Origin of the sequence: Corynebacterium tuscaniense (assembly GCF_008693065.1) — a bacterium.
In the GTDB taxonomy this organism is placed as follows: Bacteria; Actinomycetota; Actinomycetes; order Mycobacteriales; family Mycobacteriaceae; genus Corynebacterium; species Corynebacterium tuscaniense.
On the sequence record NZ_VXKH01000008.1, the window covers coordinates 17,200 to 43,035 of the forward strand.

16 protein-coding genes are annotated in these 25,836 nt (G+C 59.7%); 14 read left to right on the forward strand and 2 right to left on the reverse strand.

Translation table 11 applies throughout. The features are described 5' to 3' along the window. Positions 1-60 precede the first annotated feature (60 nt). Both F4V54_RS03350 and F4V54_RS03355 read left to right on the forward strand, forming a co-directional pair. The gene (locus F4V54_RS03350; protein WP_249041221.1) at positions 61-966 is read left to right on the forward strand and encodes an EamA family transporter; all 906 of its coding nucleotides are present in this window, start codon (positions 61-63) and stop codon (positions 964-966) included. A gap of 142 nt (positions 967-1,108) precedes the next feature. Continuing rightward, positions 1,109-2,821, forward strand: coding sequence for an RNA-binding domain-containing protein (locus F4V54_RS03355; protein WP_150386234.1), 1,713 nt, complete (start codon positions 1,109-1,111; stop codon positions 2,819-2,821). A gap of 473 nt (positions 2,822-3,294) precedes the next feature. Here F4V54_RS03355 and F4V54_RS03360 read toward each other — a convergent pair whose 3' ends face one another. Further along, positions 3,295-4,566, reverse strand: a complete 1,272-nt coding sequence (locus F4V54_RS03360; protein WP_170253098.1) for a glycosyltransferase family 87 protein — start codon at positions 4,564-4,566, stop codon at positions 3,295-3,297. Positions 4,567-4,912: 346 nt separating this feature from the next. Between F4V54_RS03360 and F4V54_RS03365 the strand changes: the two genes are divergently transcribed. The 6 genes from F4V54_RS03365 (at position 4,913) to F4V54_RS03390 (ending at position 11,762) form a co-directional block, all read left to right on the forward strand. After that, a complete protein-coding gene (locus tag F4V54_RS03365) occupies positions 4,913-5,146 on the forward strand; it encodes a three-helix bundle dimerization domain-containing protein (RefSeq protein ID WP_150386236.1) in 234 nt (77 codons plus the stop codon). A 212-nt stretch (positions 5,147-5,358) separates the two neighbouring features. Then, positions 5,359-7,305, forward strand: a complete 1,947-nt coding sequence (locus F4V54_RS03370) for a glycosyltransferase (protein WP_282958572.1) — start codon at positions 5,359-5,361, stop codon at positions 7,303-7,305. Continuing rightward, complete coding sequence (locus F4V54_RS03375; protein WP_034665140.1) at positions 7,295-7,819, forward strand: phosphatase PAP2 family protein; 525 nt, start codon at positions 7,295-7,297, stop codon at positions 7,817-7,819. Before F4V54_RS03370 ends, F4V54_RS03375 begins: the two co-directional genes overlap by 11 nt. Continuing rightward, positions 7,816-8,814, forward strand: a complete 999-nt coding sequence (locus F4V54_RS03380) for a decaprenyl-phosphate phosphoribosyltransferase (protein WP_150386237.1) — start codon at positions 7,816-7,818, stop codon at positions 8,812-8,814. Before F4V54_RS03375 ends, F4V54_RS03380 begins: the two co-directional genes overlap by 4 nt. Positions 8,815-8,824: 10 nt before the next feature. Further along, positions 8,825-10,639 (forward strand): arabinofuranosyltransferase AftB family protein, encoded by a 1,815-nt coding sequence (locus tag F4V54_RS03385; protein ID WP_150386238.1) that lies wholly within the window; start codon positions 8,825-8,827, stop codon positions 10,637-10,639. 112 nt (positions 10,640-10,751) lie between these two features. After that, the gene (locus tag F4V54_RS03390; RefSeq protein ID WP_034665183.1) at positions 10,752-11,762 is read left to right on the forward strand and encodes an alpha/beta hydrolase; all 1,011 of its coding nucleotides are present in this window, start codon (positions 10,752-10,754) and stop codon (positions 11,760-11,762) included. Between the two features lie 638 nt (positions 11,763-12,400). On the opposite strand, the gene F4V54_RS03395 is transcribed toward F4V54_RS03390, so the two are convergent. Then, a complete protein-coding gene (locus F4V54_RS03395; RefSeq protein WP_150386239.1) occupies positions 12,401-13,504 on the reverse strand; it encodes an HNH endonuclease signature motif containing protein in 1,104 nt (367 codons plus the stop codon). Between the two features lie 454 nt (positions 13,505-13,958). Here F4V54_RS03395 and F4V54_RS03400 point away from each other — a divergent pair, with 454 nt between their 5' ends. The 6 genes from F4V54_RS03400 (at position 13,959) to F4V54_RS03425 (ending at position 25,651) form a co-directional block, all read left to right on the forward strand. After that, the gene (locus F4V54_RS03400) at positions 13,959-15,929 is read left to right on the forward strand and encodes an alpha/beta hydrolase-fold protein (RefSeq protein ID WP_150386240.1); all 1,971 of its coding nucleotides are present in this window, start codon (positions 13,959-13,961) and stop codon (positions 15,927-15,929) included. Positions 15,930-15,944: 15 nt separating this feature from the next. Next, complete coding sequence (locus F4V54_RS03405) at positions 15,945-16,412, forward strand: hypothetical protein (protein WP_034662679.1); 468 nt, start codon at positions 15,945-15,947, stop codon at positions 16,410-16,412. 15 nt (positions 16,413-16,427) lie between these two features. Then, a complete protein-coding gene (locus tag F4V54_RS03410) occupies positions 16,428-17,348 on the forward strand; it encodes a cutinase family protein (protein WP_150386241.1) in 921 nt (306 codons plus the stop codon). A gap of 25 nt (positions 17,349-17,373) precedes the next feature. Beyond that, positions 17,374-19,200, forward strand: coding sequence for a FadD32-like long-chain-fatty-acid--AMP ligase (locus tag F4V54_RS03415; RefSeq protein ID WP_034662685.1), 1,827 nt, complete (start codon positions 17,374-17,376; stop codon positions 19,198-19,200). A gap of 93 nt (positions 19,201-19,293) precedes the next feature. Further along, positions 19,294-24,123 (forward strand): polyketide synthase Pks13, encoded by a 4,830-nt coding sequence (gene pks13 / locus F4V54_RS03420; protein ID WP_150386252.1) that lies wholly within the window; start codon positions 19,294-19,296, stop codon positions 24,121-24,123. After that, positions 24,107-25,651, forward strand: a complete 1,545-nt coding sequence (locus F4V54_RS03425) for an acyl-CoA carboxylase subunit beta (protein ID WP_034662696.1) — start codon at positions 24,107-24,109, stop codon at positions 25,649-25,651. The genes pks13 and F4V54_RS03425 overlap by 17 nt, the downstream gene beginning before the upstream one ends. Positions 25,652-25,836 lie beyond the last annotated feature (185 nt).

Sequence of the window (25,836 nt, forward strand, 5' to 3'; positions counted from 1 at the left end):
CGGCGCGAGGGGACGTGATCGAACGCTCAAGTTCTGCACCCATGTACTACCCTTTCCCGAGTGTCACGCGAACGTAACCAAACCCGATTGACCCGGCAGGGTGTCACCGCTTTTCTTGCCTTGCCGGCGGCCCCGGTCCTGATGGTGCTCATTGGGTCGCTCGGTACGCAGGCCGCGGCTGTGATTGTCACGGACATGCTGGCCACTGTCGGCGCGCCGGGTGTATCCGGCCTGCGCATGGCAGCTGCCGCGGTGATCATGGTGGCGCTGTTCCGGCCGAAGCTGACCGGCATGACACGGGCCCGCGCTATCAACATCGTGGTGTACGGCGTGGCCATGGGCATGATGAGCATGATGGTCTACGCCGCCATCGCGCGCCTCCCGCAAGGTGTTGCCGTGACCATCGACTTCCTTGGCCCCTGCGTCGTCTCCTTCCTTGGGTTGACCATGTGGCGCTCGCGCCTATGGGCCGTGGTCGCATTCATCGGTGTCGCCCTCATCGCGCAACCCTCCAATGACCTGGACATCGTCGGCATCGGCTTCGCCGCACTCGGCGCCGTGTTCTTCGGTGCCTACACACTCTTCGCCGCGCGCATGGGCAGCACCGACGGTGGTGGTATGCCGGATCTCGCCTTGTCGGTGGTCGTCGCCGCGCTTATTCTCATGCCGTTCTCCGTGCCTGCCGTTCCGCTTCTTAGCGGGCCTATGTGGATCACCATCATCATCTCCGGTTTCATCGGCGCCGTCATCCCTTATGTCATGGATACGATCGCGGCGGGGATTGTGTCGGCGGCGGTCGTCGGCACGCTTTTTGCCCTTGACCCTGTGATCGGCGCGATTCTGGGCTGGGCCTTCTCCGGCGACGAGCTGACCTGGTCCATGGTGGCGGGCATCGTGATGATCGCGGTCGCTGGCGCGATCATCACGTGGCGTGGGGCCCAGGAGTCGCCGGATATTGGGGAGTAATAAACAACTCCAAAAAACTAGAAACAACTATGTCTGCCTGCGTAAACGTGCTTCTTACAGCGTGTTTTTCGGAGAGTTGTTTGCCTAGTTGTTTCAGAGTTGTTTTAAACAACTCATGAACAACTCTTGCTAAACTAGGTGCATGCTGGATGCAGGTTTTGAGATTGTGGAGGAAGCGCTATCGGCGATTGAGGCTGGCGATAGCGCTGGCAATTGGGAGTCCCAAGTGCTGGATTTCAAGGAAGACCCCGCTGTCCATCCGAAGAACAAGAACCCTGATGCGAGGTTGGTTGAATTTCTTGTTGATGAGGTCATCTGTTTCTCGAATGCGGACGGTGGCGTTGCTTACATCGTCCTTGGCGTCAATGATAAGGAGGCGGGACCTTCTGCATTCACTGGAACTGACCGCCCTTGTGAGTGGTTGGTGGAGAAGATCTACAGCAACACTCAACCGCATATCCAGGTTGAGGCCTTTGCGATTCAACGGTGCGATGCCCGCCTAGTGGTCTTACGCATTCCTCGTGGGATGGCTTTGTATCAGCGTCCTAAAGGTCAGGCAAGCAAGCGTGTTGGCAAGAGCTGCGTCCCCTTGACTGAAGACGAGCGCCGCGGCATCCACTTGTCTCGCTCTAATCCGGATCTCAGCGCCGGAAAGTCGTGGCGTGGGCCCGAAGACCTCAACGTGCAAGCTATTGAGCGAGCAAAGGCTCTGCTTGCTAACAGGAAAAGTGCGCTCGGTGACACATCGCCTGTTCCGCAGACGGGCCTCGAGCTCTGCAGTGAGTTAGGCTTGCTCACTTCCGATGGCGCTCTGACTTTCGCGGCAGAAATATTGTTCATGCAGCCGTTGCACAACCGGACAGTGGTGCGCCATTTGCTTCGCGAGGTGCCTAGTGGTGACCCCAAAGTCACCGAGATTTCCGCACCGTTGATTACCGCTTCAGAGCAGGTACGTGCGCTTATCAAGGCCAATACGACGCAAGAGATTGCTCGTGTTCAGCTCCCGAACGGGCAGGAATTCCCAATTCCAGCATTCCCTGCCACCGCCGTCGATGAGATTGTGTCCAATGCTTTCGCGCACCGTGATTGGGGAGCGACCACCTCTATCGTCGTTGATCAGTCGCCTACCAGCTTGACGGTGTGGTCCCCCGGTGGTCTCCCCGTCGGCGTGGCTGAAGAGAAGATCCTGACTACCCAATCCATTCCGCGCAATCCGGTCCTCATGGCGGCGTTGCGACAGTTGGGGCTTGCGGAAGAATCTTCGCGTGGTTTTGACCGCATGTGGGTTTCCATGCTTTCTAGTGGCAGGCAAGCCCCAAGCCTGAATGCCAACGGGCCGTTCGTTGAAGTCACTTTGCCTTCGGGAAGTGTGGATTCAGGTTTCATCAGAGCGTTGTACCTGCTGCGTATTGAATTCGGCGAGTCCATTTTTGACGGCGCTAATGGCCTCCTGGTCACACGGCATTTAGCCAACAATCAGATCCTCATGACATCTACTGCCGCCAGGTTGATGCAGGTCTCGGACGCGCAGGCCCAGGAAACCTTGGCGTGGTACTCGAGCCAGGGCTTTCTGGAGCAGTTGCGGGATGCGCCGGAGTGGATCCTCTCCGCACGAGCCCGCGCTGCTTTTGATGGGGAAGCGCCTTCGGTGGTCAGTGCCGTCACCACTGAGGATTGGGTCCTCGCCCAACTCCGCGAAGGGAAGTCCTTGAATGCACGCGAGGTCGCTGATGAGTTGGGCGTTGAGCGGGAGGCAGTGAGCAGACTTCTCCGTCATCTGCGCGACGTAGGCAAAGCGAAGATCGCTGGCGATAGTCCAACGCGCGGCCCAAGCGTCCGATGGGTGTCCGCCTAGTTCGGATTCCGCGCCCCTCGCAAACAACTCCAAACAACTCCAAACAACTCGAAACAACTCGAAACAACTATGTCTGCCTGCGTAAACGTGCTTCTTACAGCGTGTTTTTCGGGGAGTTGTTTGCCTAGTTGTTTCAGAGTTGTTTGAAACAACTCCCGGACAACTTGCACGCTTTAGCCACTTACGGGCACGAACGTTGCCACCAGGTAGCGGTTGATGTCGCATACGAAGCCCGTGAGCTTGGCCACCAGCATGTCCGATGCTGGGGATCCGGCCTTCCGCCGCGGGCGCAGCAGAGCGCGCCCAAGGAAACGTAGCCATGTAGCCTCTCTAACTCGAGTGAACAGAATTGGCTTCGGTGGCGTTAGCTGGTTTTACGCGATTCCCAAACGCCAAGCAGTTGCCTTTCAAAACGCAAAGTGAAACCGTTTCAAAGCGCAAAACGTCCAGGTAGGAGCATGTGATTCTGGTGGCTAAAAGTCCCCGGCAACAGTGCGGGATGCTGGTGCTTCGACTTGCTGCTCTTCTGCCGGCCGATTGGCCAGCGCCCAGGCAGCCACCGCAACCGGCAGCGCGATGAACATGAACGACGGAATGTAGGCCAACGTGACGCCCAGCGTCACGTTGTCGGTTTCCGGCCAGGTCCAGTTGGCGTACATGAAAAGCAGGATCAGGGTGGTGACCGGCCAGCGCACCGGGGATTGGCGCCCGGCGATGGTGAGCACGAGAGGGATGAGCCAGATTGAGTAGTAGTTTTGCAGCAGTCCGCTGGCCATGAAGCCGCCGGCAAAGCACACGCCCGTGGCCACAAAGGTGAACAGAACTGGGTCTGTTTCTTTCCACTGCCACATCAGGGCGACCGCACCGAGTGATGCGACGATGACGAAAAGTGTCAGCACAGTAACTACTGCATTCGGCCATTCGAGGATGATTCCGAGTCCGCTGACTGAACCGTTGAATCGCGGCCGGGGTTCGCTGAGATAAGGGACCAGGTTGGTGAAGAACAGCTCTGGTTCCGCGATGGTGAACCACCCGAAGGCGAACAGTGCTGCGGCGACGAGCGTCGCGATAACCACCACGGCCACCTGCCAATAGGCAAGGGAGACGATGAACAGCACCGCGAACTGGGGCTTGATGGACAGTGCCACGCCGGCGAGAGCGCCCGCTACCCATGCTTCTGGCCGTGTGAAGTGATTGCGCCAGCCGACCTTTAGCGCCCGTAGGCGGAGGGAGAACCAGATGAATAGCACCTGCAACAGCAGCATGAAGCCGTTGATATTGGTCAGTGCCAACGTTGTGCGGACTGGTTCCGGTGTGATGAAGAAGAAGCTCACCGCGAGCGGGAAGACAATGTGGAACCAGCGTGGGCGAACCATGTGCGCGGCCACAGCGATGGCAGCGATGATGCACAGTGCGCCAAGAGCAGCCATGACCGCGCGCGCCACTTCTTGTGAACCGAAGACTGCAACCGGGGCGATCAGCACAGTGCCCGCAGGGGTGTACAGGTAGTGAGGCATATCGACGGTGTAATCCGAATTAAAAACTGGCTCGCCGGAAACATAGTTATTGGCTGCGGTCCAGATCGGAATGAAGTCCGTGCCCGAATTCATCTGGGGGAACACTATGGCCGAACGGAGAAGGATGAAGGCCATCACCGTGTACAGCAGGGGAACCGCCACGCGAAAGACTTCTGATACCGCCGGGGTGCGGGCGGGGGTGGGGGACTGTGGGGCGTCGATAAGCACAGCGGGGAGGTTAGCACGACAAAATAGCCTTCCAGGGCCACCGAGGTTAACTAAACGGTTAGCAAACATCACGGGATATGAACTTGAAGGTGAACTGCGCATTAACTTGCGCACGGTGCAAAGCTGAGGCGAATTATATTCATGCCATTAATGCAGGTGAATGACCATGGGTCTTAATGGGGTAATTAAATGCTTGATGTCCACCAACTATCTGCTAAAGTTAACGACAGGTTAACAAAGGGCTAACGTAAGAGTTCGCCCCGTAGGCCTCGTCCGAGGAGGTTCCCCTCCACGGAACGACCACATTCAACTTCATGGCTATCACGTTCAAGGAAAGGAGGATGCCATGATCGCAATCAATAACATTTCCAAGGACTTGCACGCTCGGTTTGATGGAGTCGTGGGCGTACACGTTGTCGACGCTGTGCTTGAGGCAGTTCTTGCAGAGCACGTAGAGCGCGCGAAGGTAACCCAGTGGGTTCCGCTTCTCGCTGGCCGCGCAGCTGCAGAAGAGCTTGCCCGCATTGCAGACGGCACCCTCGACCCCGCCAAGTACGGCGAGACCCTGATCGCCGCTTAACTGGCCGCGAACAGTCGAGCCTTTGCCACGAGCCCTGGCCTGGATTTCTTATCCGGGCCAGGGTTTTCGCGTTCCGGCTATTCCCCGGCACGTGAGACCGGCCTGCCTAAACTTGCACCCCTGAGAGCCGAAAACCCGTCGGGTGCCTGAACGCACTACGCTAAAGACGAAGTTCTGTTGAGAAGTCTGATTAGGCATCGAAAGTGAGATCTGTGGAAACAACGACTGCAGTAGATGTACTTCAGCGTGTGCTGATGCCAAAGAAGGGCGAACCACACGACGTTCGCATGCTGTACCTCATTGAGGCGGAGCAGAATAAACAGCGTTTGACGTGGTCGGGCCGTACGAGTTTTAACATTCTTGCGGGGGAGGAGGTCTCTTTCGAAACATATTTCAATGCTTTCCCAGCGTCGTATTGGCGCCGCTGGTCGCAGTTGGACACCGTGGTGCTAGCCATGGATGTCCAGGGAGCGGCGACAATTTCGGTGTACCGCTCCAAGCATGATGGTGTGCGCATCTCGGTCACGAATGTGGAAGCGAAGGATGCGCGGGTGGAAATCCCGTTGAAGCTGGCCAACTTCGAGGATGGTGGCTGGCTGTGGTTCGACGTGAATGCGGAGTCGGACGCAACGATCACGGACGCTGGCTGGTTCGCGCCGCATGAGCCGAAGGAGCAGGTGCTGCCGGACGGCAGCACGATCGCGCCGTCGGAGAAGAAGGTCGCGGTGGGTATCCCTACCTTCAACCGTCCGCGTGATGCTGTCAACGCACTACATGCGCTGGCGGAGGACCCGTTCGTGTTGGAGGCGATTACGGATGTGCTGATGCCGGACCAGGGTAACCAGCACCCGGCGGACGAGCCGGACTTCAAGGAGGCCGAAGCCAATCTTGCTGGAAGATTGAAGATCTTCCAGCAAGGAAACCTCGGTGGCTCCGGTGGCTACTCCCGCATCATGTATGAGGCCCTCAACCAGACGGACGCGCCGTTCATCCTGTACATGGATGATGATATTGCGATTGAGCCGGATTCGATTCTGCGTGCAGTGCAGGCGGCCCGTTACGCGAAGAGCCCGATTCTTGTCGGTGGCCAGATGCTGAACTTGCAGGATCGTAGCCAGCTGCGCACGACGGGTGAGACGGTGGACCCGAACATCTTCATGTTCTCCGCCGCTAAGCATGCGGTCTATGACCATGACTTTGCTAAATACCCGCTCGGTTACGTGGGCACGGAGGAAGAGGACCTCGACCCGCGAAAGACCACCTCGCGCCCGCTGCACCGCCGCATTGATGTGGATTACAACGGCTGGTGGATGAACCTTTTCCCGCGCGTGGTCGCGGAGAAGATGGGTCTGCCGTTGCCGCTGTTTATCAAGTGGGACGACAACGAGTACGCGTTGCGCGCCAAGGAAGCAGGTCTTCCCACGGTCACGTGGCCAGGCGTGGCCATCTGGCACATGGCCTGGGCCGACAAGGACGATGCCATCGACTGGCAGGCCTACTTCCACATGCGTAACCGCCTCATCGTGGCCAGCATCTATGGTCCGGAGAATCCGGAGGCGATGCTGAAGAACATGCTGAAGTCCACGCTCAAGCACTACGTGTGCATGGAGTACTCCACCATCGCGATTCAGAATGAGGCGATGAAGGACTTCCTCGCCGGCCCGGACCAGCTCTTTGACATCCTCGAATCCTCGCTGCCGCGGATTCAGGAGATCCGGAAGGGTTTCCCCGATGCGCAGGTGCTGCCGTCCGCGGCGGATTTGCCGGCAGCAACAGGCGCGCCGGGTGTGCCCACGAACAAGATGGGTGGGCGTCTGGCCAAGATCAAGAAGATTCCGTGGGCCGCGAAGTCTTTGCTTCACCTGCGGAAGCCGGAGGATCGTGCGCATTGGGAGGCACCGCAACTTAATCTGACGGCGGAGGAGGCGCGCTGGTACACGCTGGCTCGCGTGGATTCCGCGACGGTGTCCACAGCCGGTGGTACGGGCGTGGCCTTCCGCAAGCGTGACAAGGAGTTGGCAAAGACTCTCCTGGATGAGCAGAAGCGTCTGCGCGCGGAGATCAAGGACCGCTGGGCGGAGCTCAAGCGCACCTACCGTGAGGCGCGACCGGAGCTGACCAGCCACGAGAACTGGAAGAAGATCTTCGATGAGCAATAACAACTCTTTGACTGCTTTTGAAGTGAGCGGTTTACGCGAACTTCAAAAGCTGCTTTTCGACGCACCCGGGGTCCTCCCCACCGCCCGCGGCCTCAGCCATTTCGGCGAACATGCGCTTGGGTGGCTGGGCATTTCGGCGGCAGGTGCGGCTCTGGATGAAAAGCGTCGACGGAAGTGGCTGGCCATGGGTGCTGGTGCTTTCACAGCGCACGCGGCATCCGTGGTGATCAAGCGCATTGTTCGGCGCCGTCGCCCACATGATCCCAGGATCAAAGTGGGTGTGGGTACGCCGTCGAGGTTGAGTTTTCCGAGTTCGCACGCGACGTCGACAAGCGCTGCGATGGTGCACCTTGCAGACATCACTGGCTCGAAACTGCCGTATGCGGGGATTCCCATTATGATGGCATCCCGAATGGTTCTGGGCGTGCACTATCCCACGGACACTCTGGCGGGCGCGCTGCTGGGGGCGGGGGTGGCGCGAGCCGCGATTGAGATTGAGAGGCAGACAGCATGACCGAGCCGAGCACTCCACCGTTGCAGGAAGAGCCGTTTCTGAAATCCGAGCCTCACACCGAGGGTGTGGACTACAACCGGAAGAAAACTCCACCGAAGAACCTGCCTGACGCGATGATCAAGGGCTTGCGCCCGAAGCAGTGGGTCAAAAACGTCCTGGTTTTGGCGGCCCCGCTGGCTGCGGGCACTGATTCCTTCACGTCCCGCACGGTGTGGGATATTGTGCTAGCGTTCATCGTGTTCTGCTTCGGTGCGTCCTCGATCTACCTGGTCAATGACGCGCGCGATGTGGAGGCGGACCGCGCTCACCCGACGAAGCGTTTCCGCCCGATCGCCTCTGGCAAGCTGCCCATTGGGTTGGCGTATGCGATGGCGGCAACGCTCATTGCGCTGGCCATCGGCTTGTCATTCCTGGCCTCCGATGGTGTGGCTTTGGCAACCGTCATTGGGGTGTACATCGTGTTGCAGCTGGGCTACTGCTTCGGCTGGAAGCACATCCCAGTGATTGATATTGCGCTGGTGTCCTCCGGCTTCATGCTGCGTGCCATGGCCGGTGGTGTCGCGGCGAATATTGAGCTCTCACAGTGGTTCCTGCTGGTCGCGGCGTTCGGTTCGCTGTTCATGGCCTCCGGCAAACGCTACGCGGAACTGCTGCTGGCGGAGCGCACGGGCGCGAAGATCCGCAAATCGCTGCAAGGCTACACGCAGACCTACCTGCGTTTCGTGTGGACACTGTCCGCCACAGCCGTGGTCATGTCGTACGCACTGTGGGGCTTCACGCTTTCCGACGGCGTCGCCCCCGCCGAGGGTCTCTGGTACCAGATCTCCATGGTCCCCTTCATCATCGCCATCCTCCGCTACGCCGCCGAGGTGGATAGCGGCAACGGTGGGGCACCGGATGAGATCGCTCTGGAAGACCGAGTTCTGCAGATGCTGGCCCTGCTGTGGATCTTCACCATCGTGATGGCCGTCTATGTGGTTCCAGCCATAAGTTAAGATATCCCGCATGGAAAAAAGCGCTCGTTCTTCGCTGCTCTTGTCAGCCCTCATAGCGGGCGCTTTCGCATTCTGGGGTGGTTTCAGCCGCCGTTGGATCAGCGATGACGGGCTGATCGTTCTGCGCACCGTGCGCAACATCCTGGCCGGAAACGGCCCCGTGTTCAACGTTGGTGAGCGCGTTGAGGCGAACACATCCACCCTGTGGCAGTACCTCATTGTTGCCTTCTCCTGGGTGCCCGGGATGAAGCTTGAGGACGTAGCGATGTGGCTGGCGCTTGCCTTCACCGTCATCGCTGCGGTGGTAGGTACCGTTGCCGCGGGCAAACTCTGGGGGCAGCACGCGGTACTGCCATTTGGCATCATCATCTACCTTGCCCTGCCACCCGCCCGGGACTTTGCCACCTCCGGTTTGGAATGGGGGCTGTCCCTAGCGTGGCTGGCCGTGTGGTTCGCGCTGTTAGTGCGCTGGGCAGACCGATCAGAAAATCCCGCCACACTGTACTGGCTTGCCTTCTGGGCCGGCCTGTCATGGCTGGTCAGGCCAGAACTAGCCTTGTACGGCGGGTTGACCGGTATCCTGCTGCTTGCCCTGAACCGACGCAACCGGCGTCGCATTGGCGGAATTCTGGCTGCGGCGTTACCGTTGCCCGCGGCTTACACCATTTTCCGCATGGGCTACTACGGGCTGCTTACCCCGCACACGGCTGTAGCTAAGTCCGCCTCCGAATCCGCTTGGCGTACGGGCATCGCCTATGTATGGGACACCGTGCGCCCCTACGGGCTGCTATTGCCTATCCTCATCGCCGTCGTGTTCGGGGCGATGTTCACCTACCAGCGCGGCGGTAAACAGGCCCTGGTAGCCCTCCTAGTTTTCGGCTGTGGCGCGCTGCATCTTATATACGTGGTGAAAGTCGGAGGGGACTTCATGCACGGCCGCATGGTGCTGTTACCCCTCTTTGCCATGCTGCTGCCGGTGATGGCAGTGCCAGCCACGGTGGTCACAGGTGTGGCTACCGCGGGTCTTGTCATCTGGGCGGGCATAGTCATCTACCGCGGGCACGACTTGGGGTTTGATCCCTTTGATGAAAATCCCGTGGACCTCACCATCGTGGACGAACGAGAATTCTGGACAGCCGTTTTACAGCGCGAATCCGGAAACCCGCCACGCTACGCCGAAGACTTCTACGCCTCAGACATGATGCACGGATGGCCAGAAGCCTGGAACGAAATCCATGCCGATAAGGCCAACACCTCCGCTGTGGTGAGTCTCGTTCGTATTCAAGACCATCCAAGCGTGTTCCAGTGGCAAACTCGCCCCCGCTTGACGGGGAAGGACGTACAGACAGACCTCGGACAAATGCCCCCCACGGCCTACCACATAAATTTGGGTATGACCGGGATGCTATCCGAGCTCGATGACCGCATCCTGGACTCAGTAGGTCTGGCAACGCCACTCGCCGCGCGCCAACCACGACTGCCCGACGGGCGAATCGGCCACGACAAACAATTGCCGTTCCACTGGCAATTAGCGGATACGGGGGTGGATGTTGAGGGGCTGCCGGAGTACGTCGATAAGCAACTCGTACGGCAAGCACGCGCAGCGCTGCGCACGCCAGATATCAATGAACTGATTGCCACCTACCGCGAACCCATGAGCGCCAAGCGCTTCGTGAAAAACATGGGCTGGGCAGTGACAAAGGGCCGCACACTCACTGTCAACGACCACCCCGATGTGTACCTTGATGCCAACACCCTCGAGCGCATCGCAGCCGGAGAAGACGTTGGGCTAGACGGCCCGCCTGTGTACTGGTTGAGCGAATAATTAGAAAACTTTTAGGCACCGTTGATAACATCGCGGTAACACTCCGCAGACAATCTGCGACATATGGGGATGTAACCCCAAAAATTTTCCCGAAGATTTGAATGGTGACAACATGAACGCGACTCTCTCTGTGCGCCGCGCCCTGATCGCGCTGGTAACAGCAGTTGTAGCAGCGATGAGCATGATGCTCGTTGCGCCGAATGAGGCACAAGCCAACCCGCGCGGGTGGCTCCGCCCAGACGCAACAGGACACTGCCACTGGGACCCAGTTGGCTACTGGGTACAACGCTGCGATGTCTGGTCCCCGTCGATGAACCGCAACATCCCGGTACAAATCGTGCCGGCAGCACGCGGTGGCAACGCTGGCCTGTACCTGCTGGACGGCCTGCGGGCGACGGAAAAGACCAACGCCTGGTTCCAAGACGTCAACGCGGCCGCCATCTACGAGAACTCCAACATCACCCTGGTTGCCCCAGTTGGTGGCGAAGGCTCCTTCTACGCCGACTGGACCGCCGACCCCAAGTACGGCAACGGCAAAACCTACCGGTGGGAGACCTTCCTCACCCGCGAGCTGCCCGGCTACCTGCAGCAGCACTTCGGCGTAGCTCCGAACAACAACTCCATCATCGGACTGTCCATGGGCGGCACCGCCGCAATGAACCTGGCAGCCAAGCACCCGGACCAGTTCCGTCAGGTGCTCAGCTTCTCCGGCTACCTCACCACCACGCTGCCAGGCATGCAGACCCTCCTGCGCGTGGCCATGCTGGACGCCGGCGGCTACAACATCAACGCCATGTACGGCTCCCTGCTCAGCCCGTCCCGCTTTGAGAACGACCCGTTCCTCAATATGCACGGCCTGCGCAACACCGACGTATACATCTCCGCCGCCAGCGGCATCCCAGGCCCGGCCGACGCCGGCTACCTGCCCCAGCACCAGCTGGCAGGCTCCGCCCTCGAAATCGGTGCACTGGCAAGCTCCCGCATCTGGGAAGGCAAGGCCCGCCTGACCGGTATCAACGTAACCACGGATTACCCGCCACTGGGCCTGCACAACTGGAAGGAGTTCGGCGGCCAGATGGTTAAGACCAAGGCGCGCGTACTCAACCACATGAATGCGTGGTAATCGCTTTACCACTTAACCGCGAGTGAGCTCGCGTGAACAGGTCCCTCCCAGGTGACTAGGAGGGACCTTTCGTTTGTTCGGAGCTGGGGTGCGGCAGAGCTTAACCTGAGCGCTATCCCGGGGCATTTGCGGGACCTTGCTTCACACTCTCCCCAGAGACGGTCGTACGTCCTGGGAAAAGCGAATTGAGGGTTAAGTAACAGAAAGTAGCGTCCAAAATCGGTGATGCGTACTAGCTGATTTCGGGCGATGTCGAATTGCTCGATGTGGCACCCTTGGTCAAGATGGTCGCCGCTCGCGACGAGGTCGTGGCAGGGCTCTAGTCTCCGCCCGCCCGCGCCTCGTCATCGCGTCCTGGTCACCGCGCCGTAGTCATCGCGTTGCAGTGACCTTGCCCCGGTCAGCCTTTCTGGCGGCCGGGGCTTGTGTGTCCATGGGCTGGTTTGATTGTCCGGTTGGATGATCGGGTTGGATGACCCGGTTTGACGATCGCCCCGAACTGCGAACAGTGTCCTGGGGTTTTGCCCCGCGGCGATCGCGATAGTCCAACCGCACCACACAACCTGTTTTGGGCATGCGGAAAGGCCAGCTGTTGCTGGCTTTCTGTATGTGGTGTGTGGTGGTGGTTTATTTGCCGTCTACCTGCCGTAGAGCAGCGTCATCGCTCCGTAGGGGTGGACAGTGTTGGGTACCAGGTGTCCGCGGGGTGATCGCCAGGTTGGTGTGCCTCGGATGTTTTCCACCCTGCCCCGGTGGGCATGTGCTGGGTCGTCGTCGTTGGTGCGGTTGTGATACCTACACAACATCGCCAGGTTATCCATATTCGTATGCCCACCTTTCGACCAAGCTGTGATGTGGTGGACCTCGCAGTTATCGGCAGCATGCCGACAATCCGGTACCGGGCAGGTTGGCATGGTGGCCCGTGCTAGGTCGCGTTGTTTCCGGTTGGCGAACCGTTGTGTGTCATACAGGTTGACCGCACCTTCCTGCGGGTGGAATAACGCCACCTCCAGGTGGTCGCCGTGATGCTGCGCTAAGTACTCGGCTCCAGTCATGGTGGTGCCATCGGTTAGCCCCAGGATGGTGTCGTCGCCGTCACCGCCGATGATGTTGATGTGCTCGTCTAACGGGATGAGGATCAGTGGTCGGGGCACAGCAGGGGCAATCCGCGATGGGGCAGCATCCCCTTCGCCTTCAGCATCAGGACGAAGACCCAGAATGCTCATTAATGCCTCATACATCTGTGGGCCGGCAGGACCTTCACCAGTGACTCTTTGACGAAGCGCGTACTCAATAGCTGCCATGTCTTTATCTGGCCCCATGACGTTCATAGGGCGGGACTTTTCACGCGAGCGACCAAACCCCACTGTTGGCTCCGGGGCAGGCTTGTCCCCCTCCGGCACGATGTCCTCTGCCCGACGCTGAAGCGTCTTGTAATCCCCCTTAACGGAAAGCAGAGCAAGCCGTAGCTCCCATTTGTTGCCGGGGTCGTCGATCCCGGCAAGGCGGGTTTCGATAAGGACAAGCTGATCCAAGGACTTCTGCGTGGAGCGTGCCACAGCTACAGCGTTTGCTTGTTTGCGGGTGAACGTTGTTTTGCCGTAGTAGACTTTGTGGACTTTGGTCCATTCGCGAATACGAGCAGGGCTGCAGCCAACGGCGTTGAGCACCTGGGCATCGAAATGCTCCAGGGTCTCAATCGGGTTCGTCAGCCCTGCTACGAGTGCCGCAAAAGGATTCATGCCGGTAACGCTAAACCGAAACCGGCAAACGCGCATCAAACGGCCGAAACGGCTTGTGGATAACACGAAACTATCCACAAGCCACGCGCGCCCAAATACGCGCCAGAACACGCGAAGAAGCCACAGATCCAGCACAAACAGCACGGTTCCCTGAATGACACAAAAAGTTAGGCCGCGCTCCACGCCTTGCCGGGCGGGCGGACGCCTGGGGGATCCCACGATGAACGGGTCATGCAACCGGAATCACGTGTTCACCACTAAACTCAAGTGGTCACAATATTCACGCCTTTCACTCGGCGTGTCTTTGGGTTAAAGTCTCAAGTGAAACTTAAACTTTGCCGCACAACGTAATTAAGTAACCGGCCCGGCCTAGGGGAGGGGAACCCCTGGGGTGGTGAGCTCCGGCATTTTGCCGTACCTTTTTGTTCGAATCAACCACTAAAGGGATACCTCCATGCGCTTGACACCACGACGTTTTCCCCGCAAGGCCTCTAAGGGCCAGATGCTTGCTATCGCCGCGGTCCCGACAGCTCTCGCTGTTGGTGTGGCCGTTGTACCGGCGGTTGCTCAGATCGGGTCTGCTGATCTGTCCAGCTCTTTGTCTTCTGGCCGTGGCCTTTCTGATGGTCTGCGTCCGTCGGACCCGCCACAACGTACTCCTATTGAGGTGGATGAGAATCCGCAGATTGAGGGTCTGCCTGAGGGGGTGACGGTTGATCGGATTGAGTGGTTGACGCAGCGTCGTGTGGCTGTGTTTATTAACTCTGCTGCGATGCCGGGTGAGCCTATCCAGGTGCAGATTCTGTTGGCAAGGGATTGGCATTCTAACCCGCAGGCGAAGTTCCCTGAGGTGTGGGCGCTTGATGGGTTGCGTGCGCGTGATGATGAAAATGGTTGGACCATCGAGACGAATATTGAGCAGTTTTACGCTGACAAGAACGTCAACGTGGTGCTGCCGGTGGGCGGCGAGTCCTCTTTCTACTCCGACTGGCAGAAGCCGGATAACGGTAAGCACTATATGTGGGAGACCTTCCTGACTAAGGAGCTGGTCCCGGTGCTGAATAATGAGTACCGTTCGAATGGTTCCCGCGCTGTTGTGGGTCTGTCTATGGGTGGGACCGCTGCTGTGAATTTGGCGGAGCGTAACCCGCACCTGTTCAACTTTGTGGGTTCCTTCTCTGGATACTTGGATACCACCACGAGCGGTATGCCCATGGCGATTATGGCTGCTCAGAAGGATGCGGGTGGCTATAACTCTGAGGCGATGTGGGGTCCGGTTGGTTCCCAGGACTGGATCGACCATGATCCGAAGCTGGGTATCGAGGCGTTGAAGGGCAAGACTGTGTACGTCTCCTCGGGCTCGGGCAAGGATGATTTTGGTAACGCTGAGTCTGTGGCGAAGGGGCCGGCCAACGCGGCTGGTATGGGCTTGGAGGTTATCTCTCGCATGTCCACCCAGACTTTTGAGCGGTATGCGAAGCAGGCGGGTGTGCCTATCATTACTCGCTACCGTCCGTCGGGTGTTCACTCGTGGGAGTATTGGCAGTTTGAGATGGCTCAGGCGTGGCCGTTTATCGCTGAGTCGCTGAGCATTCCGGAGGGGGATCGTGGTGCGCAGTGCAACCCGGTTGGTGCGATCAATGAGGCAACTAAGTCCGGTGTCATTGGTTCGTGTGTGAACAACGAGTATGACGTGGCTGGCGGCCGCGGGAAGGCTCAGGAGTTCCGTTCTGGCTCCGCGTTCTGGTCCCCGGAGACTGGTGCGCACGTGCTGATCGGCGCGATCTTGGCTAAGTACAACGCTTTGGGTGGTCCGGCTGGATGGTTGGGCTTCCCCAAGACAAGTGAGCTGACCACGCCGGATGGCAAGGGCCGTTATGTCCACTTTGAGCGTGGTTCTGTCTACTGGACGCCGGAGACCGGTGCGCAGGCTATCCCGGGTGACATGTTCGCCGCATGGGGCAAGGGTGGCTACGAGGGTGGCCCGCTGGGCTATCCGGTGGCTGAGGCTGAGGCCGTGGGTGCTGGCTACGTGCAGAAGTTCCAAAACGGTTACCTGACCCGTAACCCGGAGGGCGTGGGCGAGGGCCACTACCAGGTCTTTGGTGCCATCGGTGCGAAGTATGCGGAGATGGGCACGGCGCGTTCTGATCTGGGCTACCCAACGAGCAATGAGAAGAAGATCAACGGTGGCTTCTTCCAGGAGTTCGAGCACGGTAATATCTACTGGTCCCCGGAGAGTGGAGCCCACGCGATTTACTACGGCAACATCTTTGATGAGTGGGGCAAGCACGGCTGGGAGCAGGGTCGTCTTGGCTGGCCAACGTCTGATATGAAGGATATTCCAGCTGGTGGTAAGACCATTACTTTCCAGCACGGCACGTTGGACGAGATCTTCGGTCAGGTCCGCGAGCGTAAGAACTAAGGAGTCACAACCCTCATGCGTAAAGTCGCAGTATCTGTGTTCCTCGCCGTGGCTGGTTTGACGTTGGCTGCGTGTGGTGGGACGACCGTCGATAGTTCTGATGTGACCGCAACCCCGAGTGCGGTGACGAATTCCGCGACGAGTACCGCGCCCACCACAACGAGCACGAAGTCGAGCGAGAAGCGCCCGGAAGATGATGCTTTGGCAAATGAAGGTGCTGCGAGCGAGGTCTCCGATTTTCCGGAAAACACCCCGAAGCGCCCTGCGGAGGAGGAGGCTTACCTGGAAGCTCTACGGGAAGGTGGAGTGAAAATTGAGGGGACCGAAGATCAACTTTTAGCAACTGCCGGTACGTTATGCGGTGGTGAAACTATCACTCGTGACGCGGTGGCTGGTCAGCTCATTGAGCAGCAGCGCACCTCACTTGACTATGAGCAGCTGATCAAGCTTATCGACGACGCCGCGCACGCCAACCTCTGCTAGTTAGGAGGCGCGCACGTGCGCACCCGCAAAGTCCTTACCCTTGTTACCGCCTTGCTTGTTGTGGGCGTCATCGCCTTTGGTGCGGTGAAATGGCTTGGGCCAGAAGGTGGTCCGATTGATGAGGGCCTGCGCCCAGGCCCAAGTGAGGCTGACGAGCCTGCATGGTGCCCGGCGGTGGAGGTCATTTCCGCGCCGGGTACGTGGGAGTCGTCGAAAGATGATGATCCGTTTAACCCGCAGGCGAACCCGGCAAGTTTCATGCTTTCCATTACCCAACCGCTGCAGGAGCAGTACGACATTAATGATGTGCGGGTGTGGACGTTGCCCTACACGGCACAGTTCAAGTCCGTGCAGTCCCGCAATGAGATGAGCTATGACGATTCGCGCGATGAGGGCACGGAAAGACTCAAAGCCGAACTGAAGTTCGTGGCGGACACGTGTGCTTCAACCCAATTCATTCTGGCCGGATTCTCCCAAGGTGCGGTCATCGTTGGTGATGTGGCTAATGAAATCGGACGTGAAGCCGGCGTGGTCAGCCCTGAGCGTATCGCCGGTGTCGTGATGATCGCGGATGGTCGCCGTGAGAACGCCGTGGGCATCAACCCCGGTGTGGAACTCGGTGGTGTGGGGGCGGAGATCGCGCTGCATCCCCTGAACCGAGTCGTGCAGGCAATCGTGCCTGGCGCCAGCATGCGCGGTGTGCGTGAAGGTGGCTTCGGTGTCTTGAATGATCGGGCAATTGAGATTTGTGCCCCGGATGACAGCATCTGCGATGCCCCACCAAATGTGGTGGATGCGCTGGGTCGAGCACAGGATTTGGTGAACGCGAATGGCGTGCACGCCATGTATGCATCAAATCCGAACGTGATTCCTGGCACCACAGCGAACGCTTGGACCGTAGAGTGGATTCGACAGCGCATCGCTGAAGTTAGTTAGCCACAACAAAAGGAACGGAACAAGTATGGATCTCGAGCAGCTGCTCTACCAGTTCTACAACGACGACAAGATTGACCTGCCGCCGGAGCTGTCGCTCTACCAGCTGTGCGAAATGCTCTACCAGGGCAGCGCAGAAATGGGCACGGGTGACCTGCACCAGATGCGCTACTGGGACTTCTCCGAATCGCGTGAGGGTACTCCGGTGGACTTCACTCGTGATGAGGTAATCACCCGAATCAAGGCCGTGGCTGCGCGCCTGCAGCAGACAGGTGCGCCGGGGGATCGTGTGGCAATTTTGGCGGCGAACTCCCCGGAGTACATCTTCGCCTTCATGGGTGCGGTGTATGCCGACCAGATTCCGGTGCCGTTGTATGACCCCAATGAGCCGGGCCACGATGAGCAGCTGCGCGCCGTCATGGCTGACTGTGGTGCCAAAACGGTGCTGACAAACAACGTGGGTGCTAAGGCCGTCCGCGAGTTTTTTGCGGAGGTGCCTAAGCCGGAACGCCCGCGCATCATGGTGGTGGATTCCCTGCCGGATTCCTTGGCGGATGCGTGGACCCCGCCAGAGGAGCGGGAAGGCATTGACTCGCTGGATGAGGTCGCCTTCCTGCAGTACACCTCCGGTTCCACACGCTTGCCGGCCGGTGTGGTGCTGACAAACCGTTCGATCTTGACCAACGTTTTGCAGATTTATGATGCAGCGGAACTGAAGATGCCGCTGCGCCTGTCCACGTGGCTGCCACTGCACCATGACATGGGCATCATCCTCACCGTCTTCGTGGTCATCATGGGTATTGAGTTTGAGTTGATGGCCCCGCGGGACTTCATCCAACAGCCGAAGCGGTGGACAGACCAGCTGTCCCGCCGTGAGGGTGATGAGGATCAGTTTGTTTACACCGTTGTACCGAACTTCGCCCTGGACCTTGCGGCACGGTACGCCGCGCCGGAGAACGCAGAAGACTATGATTTTTCACAGGTAGACGGCATTCTCATTGGTTCTGAGCCGGTCACCCGCGCAGCCGTGGAAACCTTCGTGGAGGCATTCGCCCCGTCCAAACTGGACCCGCTGGTGCTGCGTCCGTCTTACGGTCTGGCAGAAGCCACCCTCATCGTGTCCACTCCGCAGACCGAAGATCGTCCGCTGTTCAAATATTTTGACCGTGAGCAAGTCGGCGAAGGCCGGATCGTGGAGGTGCCCGAAGGGGACGCAACCGGTATCGCATTCGCTTCCAATGGGCAGCCGGTGCCGGATATGACGGTGGCGGTGGTGGATCCGTCGACAAGCAATGAGGTGCCGGAAGGAACCATCGGTGAGCTGTGGATCCACGGCGACAACGTGGCGGCGGGCTATGAAGGCCGCGAGGAAGATACGCAGCAGACCTTCCACAACACACTCGGTGAGCGCCTAGCCGAAGGCTCCACCGTGCCGGAAGGCACGCCGGATGATGGTTGGCTGGCCACCGGCGACCTGGTGTCTATCTACCAGGGGCACCTCTACATCACTGGTCGCGTGAAGGACCTCATTGTCATCGCCGGGCGTAACCACTACCCACAGGACATTGAGGCCACTGTTATGGAGGCCAGCGACCATGTGCGCCCCGATTCGGTGGCGGCATTTGCCGTGCCGGGCGAGGATGTGGAGAAGCTGGTGCTGCTGGTTGAACGCGTTGAAGGCGCTGACCCAGCCGCCGATGCACTCGCCGAGGATGCCATCCGTGGCGCAGTGAGCAGTAAACACGGCATCAGCCCAGAGGTTGTGCGCTTCTACGCCCCGAATGAAATTGTGCGTTCCTCCTCCGGAAAGATTGCCCGTCAGGTTAATCGAAAGAAGTATCTGGCTAACGGTTAACCTTGACCGTCCGATACATAACTGTATTGGCCTGTTCAATTTTTCAACGGTATTCAAAACGGTATTCCAAAGGAAGGACCTGTGGCACAGACGATGACCGAAGCAGAACTGATCACCTGGTTGCGGCAATGGATTTCAGATGCCACGGGGACCAGTGTCGATGAGGTAGACCCAGCTGCACCATTGGAAAACTTGGGGCTGTCTTCCCGCGACGTCATCGTTTTGTCCGGTGAGCTGGAAAACCTGCTGGATATCAAACTGGATCCAACGGTGGCCTACCAGTTCCCTACGGTGGAAGCGCTCGCACATGGGCTTCTAGCTGGCACTGGCCTGTCAGGTGAAGCGAAACCGGTGAGCACCCGCCGCGCGGCCGACGGTTCTGGGGATATTGCCGTGGTGGGTCGCGCTGGACGCTTTCCCAAGGCAGGTAACCCCGATGAGTTGTGGGATCTGTTTGTCACAGGCCAGTGCGTCACCGGTGAATTGCCGGAAGGGCGCTGGTCTGAGTACTTGAGCGACCCGGTGATGGCCAAGAAGATGGAGGAACAAAATCTTCAGGGTGGCTACCTGGAGGACATCCGCACCTTTGATAATGAGTTCTTTGGTCTGTCCCCGCTAGAAGCCACCAACATGGACCCCCAGCAGCGCATCATGCTGGAACTGGCCTGGGAGGCACTCGAAGATGCCAACCTGCCCGCGAGTGATCTGCGCGGGGAATCCGTCGGTGTCTTCGTGGGATCCTCCTCGAATGATTACGGCATGTTGATCACCTCTGACCCGGCAGCGGCGCACCCGTATGCGTTGACAGGTACGGCGAGCTCCATCATTCCGAACCGTATTTCTTACGCCTTCGATTTCCGCGGCCCAAGCGTCAACGTGGACACAGCGTGCTCGTCTTCCCTGGTTGCGGTGCACCACGCCGTGCGCGCATTGCGCGATGGGGAAGCGGATGTGGCCCTGGCCGGTGGTGTGAACATTTTGGCCTCGCCGTTCATCTCAACTGCGTTTTCAGAGCTCGGTGTGATCAGCCCGACTGGTAAGATCAGCGCATTCTCTGATGACGCGGATGGTTTCGTGCGCGCGGAAGCCGCCGGTTTCATCGTGCTCAAGCGCGTCGAGGACGCGATTGCGGATGGGGATGACGTGTTGGCGGTGATCAAGGGTTCAGCGACGAATTCGGATGGCCATTCCAATGGTTTGACAGCCCCGAACCCGGAGGCGCAGGTTGATCTGCTGCGTCGCGCGTACGCGGATGCTGGTGTGTATCCGGCAACGGTGGACCTGGTGGAAGCCCACGGCACGGGCACGGCGCTGGGTGATCCGATTGAAGCCACCGCCCTGGGTGAGGTCCTGGGATCGGGCGCTGGTCGCTCGGATTCGGAGCCACTGCTGCTCGGTTCGGCGAAGTCCACCATCGGCCACTCTGAATCCGCCGCTGGTGTGGTGGCCATGATCAAGGTTATCGACGCATTGACGCACGACACGGTTCCGCCGACGGCGAACTTCACCACGCCGAATAAGTACGTCGACTTTGATGCGCAGGCCATTGAGATCGTGGAGGACCCCCGCGAGTGGCCGCAGTACTCTGGCCGTCGCACCGCTGGTGTGTCGGGCTTCGGCTTTGGTGGCACGAATGCGCACGTGGTACTCACTGACTTTGATGCGTCGGACTACAAGGTCGAGGCTGACATACCTGCCGCGCTGATTGATCCGGAGAACCCCAACTTGGTACTGCTGCCGGTCTCGGGCTTGCTGCCATCGCGCCGCCGCGACATGGCGAGTGTGCTGGAAGAAGCACTGGAGAAAACCGACGCAAAGACGGATCTGCGTGCAACCGCGCGCACGCTGGCTGGCCGCAATCATGGCCGTTCCCGCGCCGTGGTCACCGCATCCACCGTGGATGAGGCCGTGAAGCGAATGGGGTACGTTGCCCAGGGCAAGAACACGCAGGGCGTCTACTCCGCGGATAGTCCGGCGGCGGTAGGGCCGGTGTTCGTGTACTCCGGCTTCGGTTCGCAGCACCGCAAGATGGCTAAGCGCCTGGTGGAGGTGAACCCGCTGTTTCGGGAGCGCATCCAGGAGCTGGACAAGGTTGTTGCCTTTGAATCCGGTTGGTCCATGATGGACCTCATTCTTGACGACGAGCAGACGTACGACACCGAGACCGGCCAAGTCACCATCACCGCCATCCAAATCGCGGTGACGGACCTTCTGGCCAGCTACGGCATCACCCCGGCTGCCACGATGGGCATGTCCATGGGTGAGATGGCTGCGGCCTACGCCGCCGGTGGCTTGTCCGCCGAAGACGCCCTGACCATTGCATGCGCCCGCGCCCGCCTCATGGGCGAGGGGGAGAAGCAGGTTGCTGGCACCGATGCGGAAGGCGCCATGGCCGTGGTGGAGTTGAGTCGGGAGGAGTTGGCGGAATTCGCGGATAAGCATCCTGAGGCCGCTGGCGTTGAGCCCGCTGTGTACGCGGGCCCGGGTATGACCACGGTGGGTGGTCCCGGCAAGGCCGTGGACTATCTGGTGGCGGCGCTGGAAGCCGAGGAGAAATTCGCACGTAAGCTGCAGGTTCGCGGCGCGGGCCACACGAGCATGCTTGACCCGATCCTGGGTGAGCTCGCCGGTGAGATCGCTGGCATTGAGCCGAAACCGCTGCGTATCACGCACTTTGGTTCTGTCGACGGTACGCACCGCCCGGGTGACACCGTGCATGATGTGGATTACTGGATCCGCATGACGCGCCAGCCGGTGATGTTCCAGGATGCCACGGAGGCGGCTTTTGCTGCTGGTCACACCACGTTGGTGGAGATCTCCCCGAACCCGGTGGCGATTATGGGCATGATGAACACGGCGTTTTCCGTGGGCAAGCCGGATGCACAATTGCTGTACTCCCTCAAACGCAAGGAAAATGAGGTGTCTACGCTGCTGGACCTAGCCGCCAAGCTGTATGTTCAGGGCATGCCGGTGAATCTCGCCGCGATTGCTGGGGCTGGTGCGCGCGCGGAGCTTCCGCATACGCAGTTCAAGCGCAATGATCTGTGGACGGATGCCCGCCCGTCGGCGTCGGGTACCGGCCCGCTGGGTGCGCGCGTGTCGCTTCCCGACGGGACCTTGGCGTACGCCACGCAGGCGGACCAGATTTATTCGGTCATGCAGCTCGTCGAACTCGCCGCGGCGGCAACGGACCCCAATGCGCGCGTTATTGCCGCGGAGGAACGCGCCCCGCTGCCCGCTTCAGGCGAGCTCACCACCTTGGTTCGCCGGGGTTTGGGTGGTCTCACCGTCACGGTTCACAGCGGGGAAGCGCTCATCGCAGAAGGCTTTGCTACGACGCTTGACCTCGCCACAACCCCTCTCCCCGGCGTGACGGATAATCCCCAGCCGCCGGAAGTGGCCGCTGCACGCGAGTTGGCGGAAGCTGCCCGCGAGTCCGGTGTTCCTGGTGCCGTGAATGTGGAGCCTGTCGTGTGGGACCCGGCCAGGGAGACCGTGGAGGAACGCCTCCGCGCCATCGTGTCTGAGTCCATGGGCTATGACGTGGATGACCTGCCGGTGGAACTGCCGCTCATTGACCTGGGCCTGGATTCCCTCATGGGCATGCGCATTAAGAACCGCGTGGAAAACGATTTCCAGATCCCGCCGCTGCAGCTCCAGGCGCTTCGCGACGCCTCCGTGGCCGACGTGATCCACATGGTGGAAGACGCCGTGGCTGGTCGGCCTGTGGCCGACCTGCCACGGGAAACGGGGGCTGGCCAGGTTGAGCCCGCTGCGCAGGCTCAACCAGAAGAAACAGAGGTAGAGCAGCCAGGGGCTGACCAGCCCGCTGGCGGCGTGGGTGTCGCCCCGCGCGACGCGTCCGAGCGCATGGTCTTCGGCGCCTGGGCGAAGTACGCTGGCGCGGCCGCTGCTGGTGTGACCTCACCGCTGCCAAAGATTGATGAGAAGGTGGCCGGTGAGATCGCCGCACACTTGACGGAGCGTTCTGGCATTGAGGTGACCGCGCAGCAGGTGTTGGACGCGGACACCCTGGAACCGCTGGCCAACGTGGTGCGTGAAGGTTTGGAAACTCCGGTGGAGGGCAATGTCCGCGTGCTGCGCGCACGTACGGATGAGACCACGCCGTCGGTGTTCCTCTTCCACCCGGCCGGTGGGTCGAATGTGGTGTACGAGCCGCTGACGCGCCGTCTGGCGGACAATGTTCCGGTTTACGGCCTGGAGCGCCTGGAGGGAGGCCTCGAGGAGCGTGCGGCGGCGTACATCGATGACATCGTGGAACTTGCCGAGGGTCAGCCGATCGTTCTGGCCGGCTGGTCTTTCGGCGGTGCCCTGGCCTATGAGGTGGCGCACCAGCTGCAGAACCGGACTGGCGCGGACACCCCGGACGTGAAGTTCATCGCGCTGCTGGACACCACGCAGCCGCGGAACCCGACGCCGAACACCCCGGAGAATGTCCGCGCACGCTGGGAGCGCTACGCCGCCTTTGCCAAGGAGACGTACGGCCTCGACTTCGAGGTGCCCTACGAGCTGCTGGACACTGCCGGTGAGGATGCGCTGCTGACCATGCTGGGTGAGTTCCTGGCCACCACGGATGCTTCCGCGCACGGCTTGTCCGCTGGTGTGCTGGAGCACCAGCGTGCCAGCTTCGTGGATAACCAGATTTTGGCCAAGGTGGATCTGACCAAGTGGGCTGACGTTGACGTGCCGGTGTTGCTCTTCCGTGCGGAAGGGATGCACGAGGGTGCGATTATGCTGGAGCCTGCTTACGCAGATATTGCACCGGACGGCGGTTGGGCCGCCATCGTGGAAGATTTGACCATCGTGCAGCTGCCGGGTGATCACTTGGCGGTTGTGGATGAGCCGGCGGTGGGGATCGTCGGTAAGCATATGCAGGAGTGGATTAATGGCAACGACCGCTGAAAAACTCGCTGAACTGCGTGAACGTCTGGAGCGTGCGCAGGACCCGGGCTCGGAGCGCGCGCGGAAGAAGCGTGATGATGCTGGGCAGACCACGCCGCGTCAACGCATCAATGCGCTTCTTGACGAAGGGTCGTTCGTCGAATCCGGCGCCCTTGCCCGCACTCCTGGCGACCCGGACGCTGTCTATTCCGACGGTGTGGTGACTGGTTATGGTCGCATCGACGGCCGCCCGGTGGCCATTTACGCCCACGATAAGACAGTGTATGGCGGTTCCGTCGGTGTCACCTTCGGCCGCAAGGTCGTGGACGTGATGGAGATGGCCATCAAGATTGGCTGCCCCGTCATCGGTATTCAGGATTCTGGTGGCGCGCGTATTCAGGACGCGGTGACCTCCTTGGCTATGTACTCGGAGATCGCGCGCCGTCAGCTGCCGCTGTCCGGCCGCTCCCCGCAGATCTCCATCATGTTGGGTAAATCCGCTGGTGGCGCGGTGTATGCACCGGTGACCACCGACTTCATCGTTGCCGTGGATGGTCAGGCGGAGATGTACGTTACCGGCCCAGCGGTGATCCGTGAGGTGACCGGTGAGGATATTTCCTCAGCTGAACTTGGTGGCGCTTTGCAGCAGGAACAGAACGGCAACGTCTCGGTGACGGTGCAGTCTGAGGATGAGGCGTTTGACTTCGTCCGCGACTTGCTTGCGCACCTTCCCACCAGCGCCTTTGATGAGCCACCGGTGGCGTGGGCGCCCGCGGATGAGGATTTGGATGATTCTGCTTTAGATGAGTTCATGCCGGATGACACCAACGCTGGCTACGACATGATGGATCTGCTAGTACAGCTGGGTGATGATGAGGAGATCCTGGAGATCCAGGAGAACTACGCCCCGAACCTCATCTGCGCCATCGGGCGTATCGACGGTCGCCCGGTCGGCTTCGTAGCCAACAACCCTATGCACTTTGCTGGATGTATTGATGCGGATGCTGCCGATAAGGGAGCTCGGTTCATTCAGATCTGTGATGCCTATAACCTGCCACTTGTCTTCGTGGTGGATACTCCGGGCTACCTGCCGGGCGTGGACCAGGAGAAGGTGGGTCTCATCCACCGCGGCGCCAAGCTGGCGTTTTCCGTGGTGGAGGCAACTGTGCCGAAGATCGCGCTCATTGTGCGCAAGGCTTATGGTGGCGCCTACGCCGTGATGGGGTCAAAGAACCTGACGGGTGACCTGAACTTCGCGTGGCCTACTGCGCAGATCGCCGTGATGGGTTCTGCTGCCGCGGCCGTAATGATTCAGGGCAAGCAGCTGGCGGCCATTGAGGATGAGAGTCAACGTGCGTACATGAAGAAGGTGTTCATGGACTTCTATGAGGAGAACATGACCTCCCCGTACGTGGCCACCGAGCGCGGGTATTTGGACGCGATGATCCAGCCCTCGGAGACCCGCCTGACTTTGCGCCGGGCTTTGCGTCAGCTATCCACCAAGTACGACCAGGATTTGCCAAAGAAACACGCTATTCACCCGCTGTAAACAGTCGGCTGTAACGGACCTAGCTTTAGCGGCGATACTCGAAGCGATAAAGGAAAATCACTTCTACCTTTGGGAGGACTCAATGCTCAGCAGTGCACTGGACATCGGCGCAGAAATTATCAACTACATCGTCTGGGTCGTTCGGTCGATTGCCTCCGGCAAGTCGCCGTTCTAAAAGACGGGCA